This window comes from Streptomyces sp. NPDC021749 (assembly GCF_040640655.1).
GTDB lineage: Bacteria > Actinomycetota > Actinomycetes > Streptomycetales > Streptomycetaceae > Streptomyces.
Genome location: NZ_JBFACE010000006.1, coordinates 79,199 through 95,939 on the forward strand (window position 1 = coordinate 79,199; position 16,741 = coordinate 95,939).

Here is a 16,741-nt window from a genome sequence, read left to right on the forward strand (position 1 = left end):
CACCGGCATCCCGCACCCGGGATGCTACTCCGAAACGCGATACATCGCGATACAAATAAGGGATCGGGTGTTCGGTGCGACCGGGGCCCCGAGCCCTCCGGGCGGGCTCCGCCGGCCCGCTCCCGCCTACTCCAGGACGACGTAACCCGCCTCGGCGAGCGCCGTGCGCACCTCGTCGCAGTGCTCCGGGCCCTTGGTCTCCAGATGCAGTTCCACCTCGACCTCGGTCAGCCCGAGCCGGGGATCGGTCCGTACGTGCCCCACGTCGACGATGTTCGCGTCGACCACCGTCAGCACCCCGAGCAGGGTCTCCAGCGCCCCCGGCCGGTCCGTCAGCCGCAGCCGCAGCGAGAGGTAGCGGCCCCCGGCGGCCATGCCGAACCGCAGGATGCGCTGCATCAGCAGCGGATCGACGTTCCCGCCGGACAGCACCGCCACCACCGGCCCCTCGAACGACCCCGGATCGGCGAGCAGCGCCGCCACCGGGCTCGCCCCGGCCGGCTCCACGACCAGCTTCGCCCGCTCCAGGCACAGCAGCAGCGCACTGGACAGGTCGTCCTCGGTGACCGTCCGGACCTCGTCCACCAGCCGCTCGACGATCCCGAAGGTCACATCGCCGGGCCGGCCGACCTTGATGCCGTCCGCCATGGTCGACAGCCCCTCGACCACCACCGGGTGCCCGGCGGCCAGCGACGGCGGATAACAGGCCGCGCCCGCCGCCTGCACCCCGACGACCTTCACGTCCGGGCGCAGCGCCTTGACCGCCAGCGCGATCCCCGCGGCCAGCCCGCCGCCGCCGATGCCGACGACGATGGTGCGCACCTCCGGGCACTGTTCCAGGATCTCCAGCCCGACCGTGCCCTGACCGGCGATGATGTCGCGGTGGTCGAAGGGGTGGATGAAGACCGCACCGGTCTTCCGCGCGTACTCCTCGGCGGCGGCCAGCGTCTCGTCCACCACGTGGCCGTGCAGCCGTACCTCGGCTCCGTATTCGCGGGTCGCCGCGACCTTCGGCAATGGGGCGCCGACCGGCATGAAGACCGTGGACCGCACGCCGAGCAGGGACGCCGCGAGGGCCACCCCTTGGGCGTGGTTGCCGGCGCTCGCGGCCACCACACCGGCGGCCCGTTCCTCCGCGGAGAGCCCGGCGATCCGTACGTAGGCGCCGCGGATCTTGAACGAACCGGTGCGCTGGAGGTTCTCGCACTTGAGGTGCACGGGGGCGCCGACCAGCCCGGACAGATAGCGGCTGCCCTCCATCGCGGTGGCCCGCGCCACGCCGGAGAGCATCTTGTGCGCCTCCCGGACGTCCTCGATCGTGACCGGAGCCGTGCCGGGACCCGGCTCCTGCGGCGGACGCGACGGGCTCGACAGGTGCGACGGACGCGGCGGATGAGGCAGATGAGCAGCCATACCGCCAGTCTCGCAGTTCGACGGTGGCCGGGCCCGCCCGCCCACGGGCACCAACGGGGGTTACGGCGCGTTATCGGAATGGACGGCGCGGTACGCGGTGCGCTGGGTCCGCGTACGCTGTCCTCCCATCCATACGCACTTCCACCGAAGCGAGCTCCCGGCCATGCCCACCTCTTCGGACATGACGACCCACACCGACCCCGCTCTCCTCGACGCGCTGCAGCACCAAGTGGCCGTCTTCGCCCGCCGCGCCGAACAGAGCCGGCTCGGCGGCGTCGGGCAGGCGCGCAATTCCATGGACCGCGCCGCCTACCTGCTGCTCAACCGCCTCGACCAGGAAGGCCCGATGGGCGTCAAGGCCCTGGCCGCCGGCATGGGCATCGACTCCTCGACGGTCACCCGGCAGGTCGCCCCGCTGGTCGACTCCGGGCTCGTCAGCCGGGCGACGCACCCGGAGGACGGCCGCGCCGTGGTGCTCGAACTGTCCGAGCGCGGCCACGCCCGGCTGGACGAGGTGCGCGCCTCGCGCCGTGCGCTGATGGCCCTGGTCACGGAGAAGTGGACCGACGAGGAGCGCGAGGCGTTCACGACGCTGCTGACCCGCTTCAACGCCTCCCTCTCCGACATCACGGCGTCCCTGACACCCAGCGGGCAGACGTCCTGACGCACGCGGGACCGGCGTCCTGACGCCGACCGCTCCAGCCGGCCGGGGCCCCGCGACCCGGCCGCCGGCCCGCCCCGTCCCGGCCGGTGACGCACCGCGGCCCCACCGGCGGCGCGCCGCGGCCCGGATCCGGGGAAGTCGTCGCGCCTCTTGACCGGGTGGCCGCGCTGCCGTGCTATAGGAGCCCAGGGGTCGGGCGTCCGTCATCCGGGAGGCGCGGTGCGAGAGCGGCGGCTGATACAGCAGCGCCGCCACGCCCGGGAGTTCGAGTCGTTCGTGGCGGGCGCGGCGGGGCGGCTGTGGCACGCCGCGACCCTCTTGACCGGCGAGCCCGCCGCCCATCCGGCCCCGGCCGCCGAGGAATTGCTGATCCACGCGCTGGCCCGGACGTACGCCGACTGGGGCCGGCTGCGCGGCGAGGACCCGTACGAGCGCACCCGACGGGAGCTCGCCGACCGTTTCGCCCGCAGCGCCCGGCGGCACCGCCGGCCGCGCGGCGGGCCGCTGGACCGGCTGACCCCGCAGGAGCGCCTGGTCCTGGTGCTGCGGCTGCACGAGGGGGTGGCGGAGGAGCAGACCGCGGCCCAACTCGGCCTGCCCGCCGCGCGGGTACGCGCGCTGTGCCGGCACGCCGTCGCCGCGCTCCGCAGCCACCGGCCGGCCGCGCCGTGAACCTCTTCCCCGAGACCGCCCTGCCGGACCCGGGCGTCCCCGACCGCAAGGAGGCCGAGGCCCGGCGGATGCTGGCCGGGCTGCCGCTGCCGCCCGTACCGCCGGAGCTGACCGCCCGGGCCCTCGCCCGCGGCCGGCGGCTACGTGCGCACCGCCGGCTGCGGCGCCGCCTCGGCTGGCTGCTGGCGCTGCTCGCCGTCGCGGCACTGGCCTGGACGGCCACGGCCCAGCCCTGGCTCCCGCCGCCGTCCCGCACCACCCCTCCGGTCGAGGGGTGGTGACGGCCCTCCCCGGCAGACCGTGGAGGGAGGGTGACGGGCGAGCGGCAGGAGCAGCCGACCGCCCGCGGCAGCGAACGGCGGGGGTCAGCCCAGCGCCTGCGCCAGGTCGGCCAGCAGGTCCTCGGCCGACTCGATGCCGACCGAGAGGCGTACCAGGTCGCTGGGGACCTCCAGCTGCGAGCCGGCCGTCGACGCGTGCGTCATCCGCCCCGGGTGCTCGATCAGCGACTCGACGCCGCCCAGCGACTCACCGAGGGTGAACAGCTCCGACCGGTTGCAGACCTCGATGGCCGCCTGCTCGCCGCCCGCGACCTGGAACGACACCATGCCGCCGAACGACCGCATCTGCTTGGCCGCGACCTCGTGCCCCGGGTGCTCGGACAGACCCGGGTAGTAGACGCGGGTCACCTTGTTGTGGGAGGTGAGCAGCTCCGCGATCCGCTCGGCGTTGGAGCTGTGCCGGTCCATCCGTACGGCGAGGGTCTTGATGCCGCGCATCACCAGCCACGAGTCGAACGGGCCGGCGACCGCACCCATCGCGTTCTGGTGGTAGGCGAGTTCCTCACCGAGGGTGTCGTCGTTGACGACCAGGGCGCCGCCGACCACGTCCGAGTGGCCGCCCATGTACTTGGTCGTGGAGTAGACCACCACGTCCGCGCCGAGGGCCAGCGGCTGCTGGAGGTAGGGGCTGGCGAAGGTGTTGTCGACGACGAGGCGGACCCCGGCGTCCCGCGAGACGGCGGCCAGCGCCTCGATGTCGCTGATGCCGAGCAGCGGGTTGCTGGGCGTCTCCACCCAGATCAGCTTCGTACGGGGCCGCAGGGCCTCGCGCACCGCCCGCGGGTCGGAGGTGTCGGCCACCGACCACTCCACACCCCACCGCTCGACGACCTTGGAGATCAGCCGGAACGTTCCGCCATAGGCGTCGTTGGGGATGACGATGTGGTCACCGGGGACCAGCAGGGTGCGCAGCAGGGTGTCCTCGGCCGCGAGGCCGGAGGCGAACGCGAGCCCGCGGCGGCCGCCGTCGAGCGCGGCGAGGTTCTCCTCCAGGGCGGTACGGGTCGGGTTGGCGCTGCGGCTGTACTCGTAACCGCCGCGCAGCCCGCCCACGCCGTCCTGCTTGTAAGTGGACACCTGGTAGATGGGCGGAACCACCGCGCCGGTCGTGGGGTCGGGTTCCTGACCTGCGTGGATGGCAAGGGTCTCGAAATGCTGGGGGCGCTGTTCGCGCTGATCGCTCATGCCTGCCGAGGGTAGTCGGCCGCGCGGCCGGCGTTCCCGGAACTTTCTGGTTCGCTTGGTAGTGGATACGTACGAGGGGTCGCACACTGGTTCCCGCCCCGTCCCCTCAGCCCCGCCCGATCCCACCCGCCGCCCCCGAACCGCCCCCGCCGAGCCACCCAGCCAGCCTTCCCTCCCCTCTCCCCCGCCCCGCCCCGCCCCGCCCCGCCACCCACAGGTACAGGACACAGGACACACCCCATGGACGCTCTGCTGGTACTCCTCGCCTCGCTCGCGCTGGGCGGCCTCGTCTTCCTGCCCTGGATGCGCCGCCGGCGGGCCGTCCAGGACACCCGGCAGGGGCTGGCGGTGGCCTCCGACCCGATGAAGGGCTACGGCTTCGTCCCGCTGGACGAGCTCGACGTACGGCTGCCCGGCCCGGACCGGGAGCTGGAGGACGCGCTGGACGCGGTGCGGCGCACGCACGACTGGCGCCCGGCGGCCGAGCTGCTGAAGTCCACCGGTGACGACTGGGAGCGCCGCTGGCAGCGGGTGCAGACGCTGGCCGGCGCGGCCGCGTTCGAGCTGGCCGCGGACGGGGCGGCGCAGGACGGCGGGGGGCGGACCGGCGGCATCTGGCTGCGCACCTGGCGCTCGGAGGCGCCCAAGGACCCCGGCGGCGCCGAGACGCACGCCCAGTTCCTCGTCGTCCAGGCGCTGCGGGACCCCGGCTCGCAGGACTTCCGGATGATCCTGGAGGAGGCCCGCACGGTCTGCCGGGAGGCGGGCCTGCTGGCACCGGGCAGCCCGATCCCGTACGTCATCGAGCTGGCCGTGGCCCGCGGTCTGCACGACCGGCCCGCCGACTACCAGGAGCTGTGGTCCGAGGTCGCCCGCCGCGCCCCGCACCACATGGGCGCCCACCTCGCCGCCCTCCCTTACTGGTCGCAGAAGTGGCACGGCTCCCGCACGGAGGCCGAAGCCTTCGCCGAGCGCGCCGCGGCCGGCGCCCCCACCGGCTCCCTCCTCCCGGCCCTCCCCCTCTTCGCGGTCTACGAGCACCTGCCCGAGGCCAACATGGTCCGCAGCCTCTATCAGAGCGCGGTCGTCGAGCGCGCCATCGAGGGCGCCCACTTCGCGCTCCGCGAGGCCCCGGCCGACCACCCCATGGCCCCGCACGTCCGGCACCTGCTGGTCTGGTTCCTGGTACGCGCCGAGCGCTACGCCGAGGCCATGGAGCAGCTGCGCCAGGTCGACGGCCACGTCGGCGCCGTGCCGTGGTCGTACGGCCGCAGCCCGGCCGCCGAATACGCCGCCTACCGCGCCCTGGCCATCGCCGGCTGGGAACAACTGGGCGGCACGTCGACGGGCTTCCCCCAGGACCGCCCGTAACCACGGCCCGCCGGGCCGCGCCGGCGCCCGGAATGCCACCGCACCCCCGAACGTTGTCGGAAGGGCCCGCCCCTCCCGCCCGCCCCTGGAGCCGCCGTCATGCTCTTCTCCCGCTTCAAGACCCAGCTCCCGACCCCCGAGGAAGCACTCGCAGGCCGCGCGGAACCGGCCTTCGCCGTCCCCGAGCGGCACACCGTCCTCGGCAACCCGCTCCTGGGCCCGTACCCGGAGGGCCTGGAGATCGCCGACTTCGGCCTGGGCTGCTTCTGGGGCGCCGAGCGGAAGTTCTGGCAGACCGAGGGCGTCTGGACCACCCTCGTCGGCTACCAGGGCGGCCACACCCCGAACCCCACCTACGAAGAGGTCTGCAGCGGCCACACCGGCCACACCGAGGCCGTCCGCGTCGTCTACGACCCGTCAGTGGTCCCCTACACGTCCCTGCTGAAGCTCTTCTGGGAGTCCCACGACCCCACCCAGGGCTTCCGCCAGGGCAACGACGTCGGCACCCAGTACCGCTCCGCCATCTACACCCACTCCCCCGCCCAACAACAGACCGCCGAAGCCTCCCGCGACGCCTACCGCACCGTCCTCCACAACTCCGGCTACACCGACATCACCACCGAAATCCTCCCGGCCGACACCACCCGCCCGTTCTATCCGGCGGAGGCGTACCACCAGCAGTACCTTTCGGACGCCAAAAACCCGGGCGGGTACTGCGGGATCGGGGGGACGGGGGTGAGCTGCCCGGTGGGCGTGGCGCCAGCCGAAGGCTGACGCTCGATACGCTGGCCAACGGGATCAGAATCACGCCCGTGGGAGTAGCCATGACCACCTCCGCCGCTGGGCAGCCACTCATTCCCCAGCCCCCTGCCACGGTCGCCTCGCTCCGACAGGCCGTCAGTCAGATCGCGCCGGCAGCGTTGCCTGCGTTCACGCGGGAGCTGGACCAAGCGGCCGACCGGTCCCGGCAGGGCTCCGACCTGGCGCCGCTCCAGCGGTTCATCGCCCAGTGGGCCGTCTACGTCCATATCCAGCGTCGGCCCGAAGCGGCAGCGGACCTCCGCCGCTGGGAGGACGCTGCCCAATCGGGCGACGCGGCTCAGGCGCGGAAGGCCGCCTCCGCGATCGGCCGGATCTTCGATGCGCTGTAGTCGTCACCACTGACCATCTCGCGTGCCAGGGGCTACCTGGCACGCGCCCCTCGGGAGGGACGGGCCTGAGCTGCCCGGTCGGGGTGTGGCGCTCGCCGGCGAATGAGCCCGGTTGCGACCGCGGGCGGCTCGCCGCGCTGTAGCAGCGGCAGCGCACCAGCGGCAGCGGGAGCGGCAACGGGAGCGGCAACGGCAACGGCAGCGGCCCGTGGGACCGCTCATCGCCTGTGGAGAAGCGGGAGCCGCATCGCCTGGCCGGCGGGTCCTGGATCAACCGCCGTTCACCAGGAAAATCAACACACCACCTCTTATCTTGGTGAAGATGGCAAGAACGTGAGTGATGGCGCGTGCCATCCCGTGCGCACGTGCGCGTTCGCGCTGTTGGGACGGTGTGCAAGGTGGACTCTGCGCATGCGGGAGGTCGGCCTGGTAGGCGACCTGCGTCGGCACCGTTCGTAGTGGTCGAGCCACGACCCGGGACGCCGCTCGCCACAGTGCTCATCGATCCCGACGGACGCATCCAGCTCTGGAGCGATGGCGCAAAGGCGCTGACCGGCTATCCGGATCAGGAGGTCATCGGCCGGGACGCGGCGCTGCTCGCCGACCGGACGGGGGTACGGGGAGGTGCGCTCGTCCAGGCACTGCTGCGCACCGCCGACGGCGTCCGCACCGACTGGCTCCGCTGCCGCGACGGCACATGCCGCAGCGTCGCCTGGCACCCCGTGCCGGTTCCGCTGGCGACCGGTACGGGCGTACTCGCCGTGGCGGTGCCCGAGGCGCAGGTGACCAGCCAGGGCCACACGGTCACGCTCGACCGTCTTCTGCATTCCTCACCGGTCGGCCTGGCGGTGGTCGACACGGAACTGCGCTACGTGTACGTCAACGAGACGTACGCCCGCGTGCATCGCATCCCCGTCGAACAGCATCTGGGCCGGTCCGCCTTCGAAGTTCTGGACCTGCTCGATCCGGAAGCGGTCGAAAAGATGCTGCGCCGCATCGTGGACAGAGGGGAGAGCGTGGAGAACGTCCGGGTGGCGGCCCACAGGCCGGACGGCGATCCGTACGAGGTCGTCGGAAACCTGTTCCCGCTCCACGGGCCCGACGGCGGGGTCATGGGCGTAGGAGGCATCGTCTATGAGTTGACGGACGGTGAAGGGGAGCTCCTGGACACGGCCCACGTGCGGCGCAGGCTGGAACTGCTGGGCCGGGTCAGTGCCAGGCTCGGCCAGGGGCTGGACCCGCGAACCGTCGCGACCGAGCTCGTGGCAGCCTGCGTTCCGGGATTCGCCGAAGCCGTCGAGGTCGATCTGCTGGAGAGCGCCGCGCAGCCGACCGCCGATTCCTTCGATACCCGTGCGGCGGAATCCGGCGAGCAGCCCGCTGCCTCACCGGAGCCTCTCTTCCACCCCCTGAACCTCACGTCAGGCGCCAGCAGGCCACGTCCCGAGGACGCGCTGCCGCAGCCGCGTCCGACGCTCCGGGCCGCCGCCCAGTGCGTCAGCTCGGCGCGGCCCGTGGCATTCGAGACCGCGAAGAAGGACGGGTCCGCACTGCACGGCATGGCGGTGCCGCTGATCGCGGTCGGCAGGATGATCGGGGCCGTGACCTTCCTCCGGCAGGTGGATGGCTTCAGTTCCGAGGACACGCTCCTGGCGCGCGAGATCGCGGCCCGTACCGCCACCGCGATCGACAACGCGCTGCGCTATCGACGCGAACGGCTGGCCGCTCTCGCGCTCCAGCGCCACCTGCTCCCCACCCAGCTGCCATCGGCGAAGTGGTTCCAACTGGCGTACCGCTACCGCCCGGCCGAAGACGACACCTTGGCCGGGGGCGACTGGTACGACGCGGTGTGCCTCCCGGGCGGCCGGATCGGGTTGGGGATCGGTGACGTGATCGGCCATGGCGTGGGCGCCGCCGCCGCGATGGGCTGCTACCGCTCCTCGGTGCACGCGCTGCTGGCCGTGGGCCTGCAGCCGGGACAACTGCTCACCCGCTTGGACGGGTTGTTCACCGGAAGCGACGGCGAACTCGCCGCGACCTGTACCTGCGTCGTGTACGACGGGGGTGTGGGACGCTGCCGCATCGCACTCGCCGGACACCCGCCCCCTCTGCTGGTGATGCCGGACGGATCAGTAGCCCTGCTGGAGTGCGAACCAGGGCCGCCCGTGGGGATGGGCCTCCACGACGTGTACGCCGACCACGAACACCCCGTCCCACCGGGGAGCCTGATAGTCCTCTACACGGACGGGATGATCGAGGACCGCAACGCGGTGCTGGACCTCGACCAGGGAATCGCGCTCCTGAGCCGTGCCGTCCGCGACCCGAAGGCGCCTCTGGACGAGATCTGTGACGCGATAACGGCGGTGCGTCCCGCCAATTCCGCGGACGACGCCGCGCTCCTTGTCGCACGACTGGGCCGGCTCTGAAACGCTGCCGTAGTGCCGTACTGCCGTACTTCCGTCCTGCCGTCGTGCCGCCCTGCTGTACTGCCGTCCTGCCGTCCTGCCGGGGCCGTACTGCCCTTGCCGGGAGCGCAGCGAAAGGAGCACCGACGCCGCTGGTCGGCCTCCTTCCCCCGGCCACCTGGCACGGTTGCCGCGCTGCGGCAGGCCACAGCCGGCGCCGCAGCCATGGTCATGGTCATGGTGGCGGTGGCGGTGGCGGTGCCTGAGGGGCCACTGCCGCCTCGAAGTAGATCACCAGGGTCTGTTCCGGGTGTTCTGCCAGGTGGAAAGCGGTGAAGCGGTAATCGAGCGTTCCGCGGGTGGGGTGGCGGAGGCGTTTGTGGCCGCTGTGGCGGGGTTGCAGTTCGTAGTGGGGCCACCAGGTGCGGGCTTCGGGGCTTTGCTCGTGGAGTTCGTCGATCAGGTGCGTGTAGCGCGGGTCGTCCGGGTGGCGGGTGGAGAGGGTTCGGAGGCGGGCGAGGAGGGCGCGGGCCTCGGGCTCCCAGTCGACCAGGACCTCGCGGGCCGCGGGGTCGAGGAAGACCCAGCGGACGAGGTTGGGGGGCCGGTCCGCTGCTGCGGTGAGGTGGGGGAAGAGCTGGGCGGCTGCCTGGTTGTGGCTGAGCACGTCGTAGTTGCCGGCGATGAGGTACGCCGGGTGGGGGTGCAGGAGGAGGGGGACGGCGGCCGCCTCGGGGGTGAGGGGCTCGGGTTCCTCGGCCTCGGGTGCGGGTGTGTGGCCGGCGAGTTGGAAGAGGTGGTCCCGCTCGTGCCGGTCGAGTCGCAGGGCTGAGGCGAGGGCGTTCAGTACGTGCTCGGAGGCGCGGATCTTGCGGCCCTGCTCCAGGTACGTGTACCAGGTGGCGCTGATTCCGGCGAGCAGGGCGAGTTCCTCCCGGCGGAGCCCCGGAGTGCGGCGGCGGCCGGTCTGCGGCAGGCCCACGTCGGTGGGGGTGATGCGCTCCCTGCGGGTGCGCAGGAACGTGCCGAGCTGGCGCCGGAGTGGGTCCGGCTGCGGTGGCGGCGGCTTCGACATACGCGGGCACCTCTCGTGGCGCGTCTCGTGGCACCTCTCGCCTCTCGCGTGGCACCGCTGGTTCCAGAATGAGTTCGGTCTGTATACCAGGCTGAGCGGCTCTCAGACTGCTGGTGTCGGGCAACGGGCCCGGACAGTGAGGGAGATGCGATGTCTGGTGTCGAGGGCAAGGTCGTGGCGGTCACAGGGGCCAGCGGCGGGATCGGCGAGGCGACGGCGCTGTTGCTCGCCGAGCGGGGGGCGCGGCTCGTGCTGGGGGCGCGCCGGTCCGAGCGTCTTGCGGAACTGGTGGGGCGGATCGAGGAGGCGGGTGGCGCGGCCGTACAGATCCGTACCGATGTGACCCGGCGGGAGGATCTGGAGGGATTGGTGGCGCTGGCCGTTGAGCGCTTCGGACGGCTCGACGTACTCGTCGGCAACGCCGGGGTGGGCACGATCTCACCGCTCGACGATCTGCGGGTCGAGGAGTGGGATCACATGGTCGATGTGAATGTGAAGGGGGTGCTCCACGGGATCGGCGCGGCGCTCCCGGTCTTCCGGGCCCAGGGCACCGGGCACTTCATCACCACCGCGTCCACGGCCGCCTTCCGTGTCGTGCCGGCCATGGCGGTGTACGCCGGTACCAAGTTCGCGGTGCGGGCGATCTGCGAGGGGCTGCGCCAGGAGGCAGGTGGGGCACTGCGGGTAACCACCGTGTCCCCGGGCCCGATTGCCACCGACTTCGCCGAGGCGTCGACCAACAGCCGGGTGCGGGCCGAGATCACGGCCATGCGGGATCGCCTCGCCATCCCGCCCGACGCGATCGCCCGGGCCATCGCGTTCGCCGTCGAGCAGCCTGCGGAGGTGGACGTGAACGAGATCGTGGTGCGGCCCACCGCGCAGGGCTAGCCCGTTCCGCCCTCCCACTCCTTTCTCTCTGCCTCGACCTCCTCTGCGTCGACTTCCTGTGCCTCGACCTCCTCTGCGTCGGCTTCCTCTGCCTCGACCGGCTCGGTGCCCCATTGCGTAAGCGAGCGGATCGTTGGCGGGGGCTCGTCCTACAGTCGGCTGTCATGGACTGGGTCGAGCGGGTGGGGAAGCTGCGGCAGTGGTCGCGGAACGGGGCGCGGGCGCCGCACAAGCCGTTGTTGATGTTGTACGCGCTGGGGCGGTTCCGGCGGCAGCCCGACGGGGGCATGCGGTACTCGGACGTGGAGCAGGATCTGCGGGATCTGCTGGCGGATTACGGGCCGGCGCACCAGACGTCGCCGGCGTATCCGTTCCACCATCTGGTGAGTGACGGGGTGTGGGAGGTCCGGACGGACAGGGGGGCGGGGAGTCCGGGGACCGGGGTGCAGGTGTTGCGGGAGAGCGGTGCGCGGGGGCAGTTGGCGCCCGGGTTGCGGTCTGCGCTGTCCGAGGACCCCGCTCTGCTCGGGCGGTTGGCGCGGGTGTTGCTGGACGTGCACTTCCCGCCGTCGATCCATGGGGACATCGCTGCCGCCGTCGGTCTTGACCTGGAGACGGGTGGTGGGGCGGTGCTGCCCGGCGGGGGTACGGAGCCCGGCCGGCGGCGGGCGGAGGATCTGCGCAGGCAGGTGCTGATCGCCTACGAGTACCGCTGCGCCTTCTGCGGGTTCGACGGGGCGGTGGGCCGGGTGCCGGTCGGGCTGGAGGCGGCCCATGTGCGGTGGTGGGCGTTCCAGGGGCCGGACGATCTCGGGAACTGCCTGTGTCTGTGCTCGCTGCACCACAAGCTGTTCGACCGGGGGGTGTTGGGGCTGGACTCCGGGCGGCGGATCACCGTTTCCCGGGAGTTCGTGGGGCGGAGCCACGCGGCGAAGGGGCAGGTGCTGGACCTCTCGGGTCGGGCGCTGATCGGTCCGCAGGGCGGCAGTGCGCGGGTCGCGGGCGAGCACATCGCGTGGCACACGGCGCAGGTCTTCCGCGGTCGGGCGCGCGTGCCGGAGGCCGTCTGAGGGCGCGCGGGGGCCGGGGGCGGGGGTACGCCGCCTCGTGCCGGCCCGGAGGACCTCGCCTCACCCCGCCTTCGGCCGCGCCCGTCCTCCCGCCTCCCCTCTCCTTCGGCCGCGCCCGTCCTCCCGCCTCCCCTCTCCTTCGGCCGCGCCCGTCCTCCCGCCTCACTCCCCCTGAGCCGCGCCTTTCCCCCGCCTCACTCCTCCCTGAGCCGCGCCCGGTCCGCCGCCGCTCGGCCCTGGTGCCAGCCGGCCTCGTCGCGGACGCCGCGGAGGCGGACCGGGGCGGTGTCCGGGAAGAGGGCGCCGGTGGTTTCCTCGACGGCGAGTTCGCGGGCGGCGAGGACGGGGAGGAGGTCCGGGGCGGTGGTGGCGGACTCGGCGGTGGCGGCTGCCGTGGCGGCCGCGGTGGCCGCCGTGAGCCGGTCGCGGATGCGGTCCGCGTACGCGACGAGGAAGGTCTGGCGGAAGTCCCGGGTGCGGCGGGCACGGCCGCGGGCGTGGTGGTCGTCGCCCGCGCGGTTCATGGCCGCGGTGGCCTGCAACAGCAGCGAGGTGTAGAGCAGTTCGGCCGCCTCCAGGTCGGGCGGGAAGCCGACGACGGTGGAGAAGCCGGCCTCGGCGGCCCAGACGGCCTGGCAGCGGTTGGCGGCCGCGACCGCGTCCAGGAGCAGCGCCTTGGCCTGTTCGTACGGGCCCTCGATGCCGATGCGGACCGCCGACGGGCCGCCGGCCGGGCCGCCCGCGGTACCGTGCGCGCCGTCCAGCAGTGCTTCGTCGATGCTGTGCCGGGCCATCAGCTCCTGCGCCTTGGCGGAGAGCGCCTCGGCCTCCTCGGCGTAGGTCGTCGCCTCGGCCTTGGCGAGCAGGGCGCGGATCCGGCCGAGCGCCCGGGAGGCGGCGGTGGGCGTGGTGCCGGACGGAGAGCCGGGCTGCGGCGCGGACGGCGGCGGGGGCGGCGGCAGCGGGGTGATGCGGGGCAGCCGGGCGAGCAGGCGCAGCGCCGCCAGGACGGCGTGGACGGCCTCGAAACGGGAGGTGCGGCCGCGCCGGGCGAGGGCGTCCAGGTAGCCGCGGTCGCCGTCCCACCAGACCTCGGCGCCGAGCCGGCGCAACTGCTCCTGCCAGCGGGGATCGCGTGCCGGACCGGTCCCGGACGTCTTCTTGCCGCGGCCCGGCCGGGCGGCCTCGGCGGCGATGGCGTCCACGACGATCGCGACGGGCGCGCGGTCGTCGGCCTCCCGCCGGACGATGCGCTCCAGGTCGGCGGGGTGCCAGCCGCCCGCCCAGCACTGCCGTACGCCGTCGACCGCGGCCGCGACCAGCGCCGCGCTCACCGCTTCAGGGCCGGAAGCCGGCCCGGCTTCGGCGGCGGCCAGGAGCGAGGCGCCCGCCTCGATGGCGTCCTCGGCCGCCGTGCCGTCGGGCGCGTAGCGGACCCGGCCGAGCACCTCGGCGACCAGCTCGTCGGCCGCCGGGCGCCGCGGCCCGCCGCGTCCTCTGTTTCCGCGCTCACTCACCCGTTCACTCTACGGAGGGGCCGGGCGGAGCCGCGTCGCGGTGGCCGGCGGTGGCCGCTCCCCAGTCCCAGAGGGACTGCAGGACGGGGCCCAATGCGCGGCCCCGCTCGGTGAGTTCGTAGCGGACGGTGGGCGGCCAGCCGGGGGTGCGGTCGCGGTGCGCGACGCCGTCGGCGACGAGCTGGCCGAGGCGGTCGGTGAGCACCTTGTCGGAGAGCGCGGGGAGGGCGGCGGCGAGCTCGCTGTAGGTGTGCGGGCCGCGCAGCAGTTCGCGGAGGACGAGCGTGGTCCAGCGTCCGCGGAGCGCGCCGAGCGTGATCTCCACGGGGCAGTCGGGCGACGGCGCGCGCACCGCTGCCCGGGCGTCGTCGGGCAGGCCGGGCGGCGGTACGTGCCGAACCGTTCGGTGAGTCACGAGGGGGCCTCCTAGGGTTGCGCCCGCGCTCCGCGGACCGCCGCAGTGCGCACGGACCACCACCGAGGAGGCGACGACCGTGCCCCACCATTCTGATCGGCCCGCCACGTCCCCGACCGCGCCGGGCACGCCCACGCCGGGCACACCCACGCCGGGCACGCCGCCGGGGCTGCCGCGTACCGCCCAGGACGTGCCGTACGTCTTCGCGGCGCGGTTCAACGCGGGGGATGCGGACGCGGTGCAGGAGATGTACGCGCCGGACGCGGTCTTCGTGCCGCCGGACGGCGTGCCGGCCACCACGCCGGAGGAGATCCGCCGCGCCAACGCCGGCTTCCTCGCGCTCGGCCTGCCGATCACCGTGCGGCCGCGCCAGGTGCGGGTCGCCGGCGACACGGCGCTCCTGGTCGTCGACTGGGAGATCGGCGCCGAGGAGGGGGCGGCGGGTGGTGGCGGTGAGGCGCACGGCGCCGTGGCCGGCCCGGTGTGCGGGACGGCCACGGATGTGGCCCGGCGGGGGCCGGACGGCCGCTGGCGCTATCTGATCGACAGCCCCTTCGGCGGCAGCCCGGCCTGACCGGGCCGGGCTGCGGCGGGACAGCGGGTCACTGCAGCGCGCTGCCCGCCACCCACTGCGACCAGTCCATGTTCCAGCCGTTCAGGCCGTTGTCCGGCTTGATGGTGCGGTCCGGCGAGTTGATCACCCGGACGACGTCGCCGGTCCGGGAGTGGGTGAAGAACCAGGCGCCGGCCGTCTTCGGGTCGTCGGCGCCCTTGACGTCCTCCAGGCCGATGCAGCCGTGGCTGGTGTTGGCGGTGCCGAAGATGCCCTTGCCCCAGTAGTTGCCGTGGATGAAGGTGCCGGAGGACGACAGGCGCTGGGCGTGCGGGACATCGGGGATGTCGTACTCGCCCTTGCCGTCCTTCTTCTTGAAGCCGACGGTCGAGCCGTCCATCCGGGTCTGCTTGAACCGCTCGGAGATGACCATCTGGCCGTTGTAGGTCGGGTGCTCCTTGCTGCCGGCCGAGATCGGGATGGTCTTGATCGGCCGGCCGTCGCGCACCACGGTCATCTCGTGGCTCTTGGTGTCCACGGTGCTGATCTGCGAGTGGCCGACGGTGAAGCTGACGGTCTTGTTCTGGATGCCGGTGACGCCGGGGGACGCCTGGACGCCGTCCAGGCCGAGCGTCATGGTCACCTTGGAGTGGGCCTTCCAGTACTCCTGGGGGCGGAAGTCCAGCCGGGTGTCGCTGAACCAGTGGCCGACGACCTGCTGGTTGCTGCTCGACGACACCTTGATCGCGGATTCGACGGCGGCCTTGTTCCTGACCGGCTTGTCGAAGTTGAGCGACACCGGCATGCCGACGCCGACCGTCGAGCCGTCCTCCGGGGTGAAGTTCCCGATGAAGCTGTGGGCCGGGGCGACCGTGGTGAAGCGGGAGTTCTCCACCGCCCTGCGGCCCTGGGAGTCCACCGCGTGGGCGGTGACCTTGTACGTGGTGGAACGCTGCAGCGGCTGGTCCGGCTGCCAGGAGGTGCCGTCGGCGGAGAGGGTGCCGTCGACGGTGCGCTGGGAGTCGACCGCGGTCATGGTGACGTCGGTGAGCTTGCCGCCACTGACGGTGACCTTGGCGTCGTCGCCGTTGATGCCCGCGTCGGTGGCCCCGTCCACGGGCGTGACGGTGATGGTGGCGTCGGAGGCGTCCTTGGCGGCCGCCTCGTCCACCTGCTGGGCGTTCTCGTGACGGGTACCGCCCGCACCGCCACTGCCTCCGTCAGCCGCATTGCTGCCGCCACACGCTGTCACCGCGAGTACGCCCCCGAGCAGCGCGGCGCTGGCTATGAGGCCCTTGCGGCGCTTGCTGTCCGTCATCACACGCTTCTCCATTGCTACCGGTTTCGCACGTTTTCCCCGAGCGAGGCGCCAACTGAACGCAGGCATATCTGGACGCAGGCATTCCGGCCGACGCCATAGAAACGCCTTTTCGGTTTCGCCCGTTCCATTCCTCCGCAAAGTGTGGCCTAGGACACTTTCAGCGCGGAACGGCACAGAAACAGCGCAGCCCGGACAGAAGGGCGACCCCCGTACGAAACATCTCGTACGGGGGCCGCGCGGAAAGGAACGGGGTGGGGTGGGGACGGCGGGGCGGCGGGCGCTTCCGCGAGATCAGCCGGCTCCCTCCGAGTCGTCCGCCAGGTCCCACTCCGCGGCCTCCCACTCGGCGTCCGGGTCGTAATCGGTCAGCTCCTCGCTGCTCCAGGACGCCTGGGCGAGTTCGGCGCCCGGTACGGCGGCGACGAGGTCGAACGGGTCGACCAGCTGGGCCAGCGCCTCGGCCGGCTCCTCCCGGACGGCCTCCTGGGACTGCCGGCGCTCCTCCTCGGGCAGCGAGGGGTCGCCGTCGATGCGCGAGAGGGCGGCGCCGGTCAGCAGGTCGGAGTCCGTGACCTCCATGATCAATTCGACATGAAGCCGCACAAAACGTGATGTCTCACCATTGCTCATAGCACGGAGGTTAGGCATGACCGGCTCCGGACTTCCCCGCGACCCGCGGCGGTCATTAACATCTGAGGTC

The 16,741-nt window shown here is 72.8% G+C and carries 17 protein-coding genes; 10 read left to right on the forward strand and 7 right to left on the reverse strand.

Going from position 1 to position 16,741, the window contains the following annotated elements:
* Window positions 1-126: 126 nt before the first annotated feature.
* A complete protein-coding gene (ilvA, locus tag AB0G35_RS08105; RefSeq protein WP_360946049.1) occupies window positions 127-1,290 on the reverse strand; it encodes a threonine ammonia-lyase in 1,164 nt (387 codons plus the stop codon).
* Between the two features lie 286 nt (window positions 1,291-1,576).
* On the opposite strand from ilvA, the gene AB0G35_RS08110 reads away from it, so the two are divergent.
* From AB0G35_RS08110 to AB0G35_RS08120, 3 genes are all read left to right on the forward strand, one after another.
* A complete protein-coding gene (locus AB0G35_RS08110) occupies window positions 1,577-2,077 on the forward strand; it encodes a MarR family transcriptional regulator (protein ID WP_360945545.1) in 501 nt (166 codons plus the stop codon).
* Between the two features lie 219 nt (window positions 2,078-2,296).
* A complete protein-coding gene (locus AB0G35_RS08115) occupies window positions 2,297-2,749 on the forward strand; it encodes a sigma factor-like helix-turn-helix DNA-binding protein (RefSeq protein WP_360945548.1) in 453 nt (150 codons plus the stop codon).
* Complete coding sequence (locus tag AB0G35_RS08120) at window positions 2,746-3,030, forward strand: hypothetical protein (protein WP_360945551.1); 285 nt, start codon at window positions 2,746-2,748, stop codon at window positions 3,028-3,030. Before AB0G35_RS08115 ends, AB0G35_RS08120 begins: the two co-directional genes overlap by 4 nt.
* An 84-nt stretch (window positions 3,031-3,114) precedes the next feature.
* On the opposite strand, the gene AB0G35_RS08125 is transcribed toward AB0G35_RS08120, so the two are convergent.
* Window positions 3,115-4,275, reverse strand: coding sequence for a cystathionine gamma-synthase (locus tag AB0G35_RS08125; protein WP_360945554.1), 1,161 nt, complete (start codon window positions 4,273-4,275; stop codon window positions 3,115-3,117).
* Window positions 4,276-4,515: 240 nt separating this feature from the next.
* Here AB0G35_RS08125 and AB0G35_RS08130 point away from each other — a divergent pair, with 240 nt between their 5' ends.
* The 4 genes from AB0G35_RS08130 to AB0G35_RS08145 all read left to right on the forward strand — a co-directional run bounded on the left by AB0G35_RS08130 (window position 4,516) and on the right by AB0G35_RS08145 (window position 9,223).
* Window positions 4,516-5,646 (forward strand): hypothetical protein, encoded by a 1,131-nt coding sequence (locus AB0G35_RS08130; protein WP_360945557.1) that lies wholly within the window; start codon window positions 4,516-4,518, stop codon window positions 5,644-5,646.
* 99 nt (window positions 5,647-5,745) lie between these two features.
* Complete coding sequence (msrA, locus tag AB0G35_RS08135) at window positions 5,746-6,420, forward strand: peptide-methionine (S)-S-oxide reductase MsrA (RefSeq protein WP_360945560.1); 675 nt, start codon at window positions 5,746-5,748, stop codon at window positions 6,418-6,420.
* Between the two features lie 50 nt (window positions 6,421-6,470).
* Entirely contained in the window at window positions 6,471-6,797 is a 327-nt protein-coding gene (locus AB0G35_RS08140; RefSeq protein ID WP_360945563.1) for a DUF6247 family protein, read from the forward strand.
* Between the two features lie 494 nt (window positions 6,798-7,291).
* Window positions 7,292-9,223 (forward strand): SpoIIE family protein phosphatase, encoded by a 1,932-nt coding sequence (locus AB0G35_RS08145; RefSeq protein WP_360945566.1) that lies wholly within the window; start codon window positions 7,292-7,294, stop codon window positions 9,221-9,223.
* Window positions 9,224-9,437: 214 nt separating this feature from the next.
* Here AB0G35_RS08145 and AB0G35_RS08150 read toward each other — a convergent pair whose 3' ends face one another.
* Window positions 9,438-10,277, reverse strand: a complete 840-nt coding sequence (locus AB0G35_RS08150; protein WP_360945569.1) for a helix-turn-helix transcriptional regulator — start codon at window positions 10,275-10,277, stop codon at window positions 9,438-9,440.
* A 150-nt stretch (window positions 10,278-10,427) separates the two neighbouring features.
* Between AB0G35_RS08150 and AB0G35_RS08155 the strand changes: the two genes are divergently transcribed.
* Together AB0G35_RS08155 and AB0G35_RS08160 are read left to right on the forward strand one after the other, a co-directional pair.
* On the forward strand, window positions 10,428-11,165 hold the full coding sequence (locus AB0G35_RS08155) for an SDR family oxidoreductase (protein WP_360945572.1): 738 nt from the start codon (window positions 10,428-10,430) through the stop codon (window positions 11,163-11,165).
* A gap of 164 nt (window positions 11,166-11,329) precedes the next feature.
* Entirely contained in the window at window positions 11,330-12,235 is a 906-nt protein-coding gene (locus tag AB0G35_RS08160; protein ID WP_360945575.1) for a phosphorothioated DNA-binding restriction endonuclease, read from the forward strand.
* A 194-nt stretch (window positions 12,236-12,429) separates the two neighbouring features.
* Here AB0G35_RS08160 and AB0G35_RS08165 read toward each other — a convergent pair whose 3' ends face one another.
* Together AB0G35_RS08165 and AB0G35_RS08170 are read right to left on the reverse strand one after the other, a co-directional pair.
* Entirely contained in the window at window positions 12,430-13,752 is a 1,323-nt protein-coding gene (locus AB0G35_RS08165) for a DUF2786 domain-containing protein (protein ID WP_360945578.1), read from the reverse strand.
* 4 nt (window positions 13,753-13,756) lie between these two features.
* Window positions 13,757-14,167, reverse strand: coding sequence for a helix-turn-helix domain-containing protein (locus AB0G35_RS08170; protein WP_360945581.1), 411 nt, complete (start codon window positions 14,165-14,167; stop codon window positions 13,757-13,759).
* Window positions 14,168-14,246: 79 nt separating this feature from the next.
* On the opposite strand from AB0G35_RS08170, the gene AB0G35_RS08175 reads away from it, so the two are divergent.
* A complete protein-coding gene (locus AB0G35_RS08175) occupies window positions 14,247-14,741 on the forward strand; it encodes a DUF4440 domain-containing protein (RefSeq protein WP_360945584.1) in 495 nt (164 codons plus the stop codon).
* 28 nt (window positions 14,742-14,769) lie between these two features.
* On the opposite strand, the gene AB0G35_RS08180 is transcribed toward AB0G35_RS08175, so the two are convergent.
* Both AB0G35_RS08180 and AB0G35_RS08185 read right to left on the reverse strand, forming a co-directional pair.
* Window positions 14,770-16,038 (reverse strand): Ig-like domain-containing protein, encoded by a 1,269-nt coding sequence (locus AB0G35_RS08180; RefSeq protein WP_360945587.1) that lies wholly within the window; start codon window positions 16,036-16,038, stop codon window positions 14,770-14,772.
* 294 nt (window positions 16,039-16,332) lie between these two features.
* Window positions 16,333-16,671, reverse strand: a complete 339-nt coding sequence (locus tag AB0G35_RS08185; RefSeq protein ID WP_360945590.1) for a hypothetical protein — start codon at window positions 16,669-16,671, stop codon at window positions 16,333-16,335.
* Window positions 16,672-16,741: the final 70 nt, after the last annotated feature.

Bases quoted from the DNA above. Each gene is read 5' to 3' on its own strand.
- ilvA (WP_360946049.1), bottom strand. From the start codon at position 1,290: ATGCTCTCCGGCGTGGCGCGGGCCACCGCGATGGAGGGCAGCCGCTAT.
- AB0G35_RS08110 (WP_360945545.1), top strand. From the start codon at position 1,577: ATGCCCACCTCTTCGGACATGACGACCCACACCGACCCCGCTCTCCTC.
- AB0G35_RS08125 (WP_360945554.1), bottom strand. From the start codon at position 4,275: ATGAGCGATCAGCGCGAACAGCGCCCCCAGCATTTCGAGACCCTTGCC.
- AB0G35_RS08130 (WP_360945557.1), top strand. From the start codon at position 4,516: ATGGACGCTCTGCTGGTACTCCTCGCCTCGCTCGCGCTGGGCGGCCTC.
- msrA (WP_360945560.1), top strand. From the start codon at position 5,746: ATGCTCTTCTCCCGCTTCAAGACCCAGCTCCCGACCCCCGAGGAAGCA.
- AB0G35_RS08140 (WP_360945563.1), top strand. From the start codon at position 6,471: ATGACCACCTCCGCCGCTGGGCAGCCACTCATTCCCCAGCCCCCTGCC.
- AB0G35_RS08150 (WP_360945569.1), bottom strand. From the start codon at position 10,277: ATGTCGAAGCCGCCGCCACCGCAGCCGGACCCACTCCGGCGCCAGCTC.
- AB0G35_RS08155 (WP_360945572.1), top strand. From the start codon at position 10,428: ATGTCTGGTGTCGAGGGCAAGGTCGTGGCGGTCACAGGGGCCAGCGGC.
- AB0G35_RS08160 (WP_360945575.1), top strand. From the start codon at position 11,330: ATGGACTGGGTCGAGCGGGTGGGGAAGCTGCGGCAGTGGTCGCGGAAC.
- AB0G35_RS08180 (WP_360945587.1), bottom strand. From the start codon at position 16,038: ATGACGGACAGCAAGCGCCGCAAGGGCCTCATAGCCAGCGCCGCGCTG.
- AB0G35_RS08185 (WP_360945590.1), bottom strand. From the start codon at position 16,671: ATGAGCAATGGTGAGACATCACGTTTTGTGCGGCTTCATGTCGAATTG.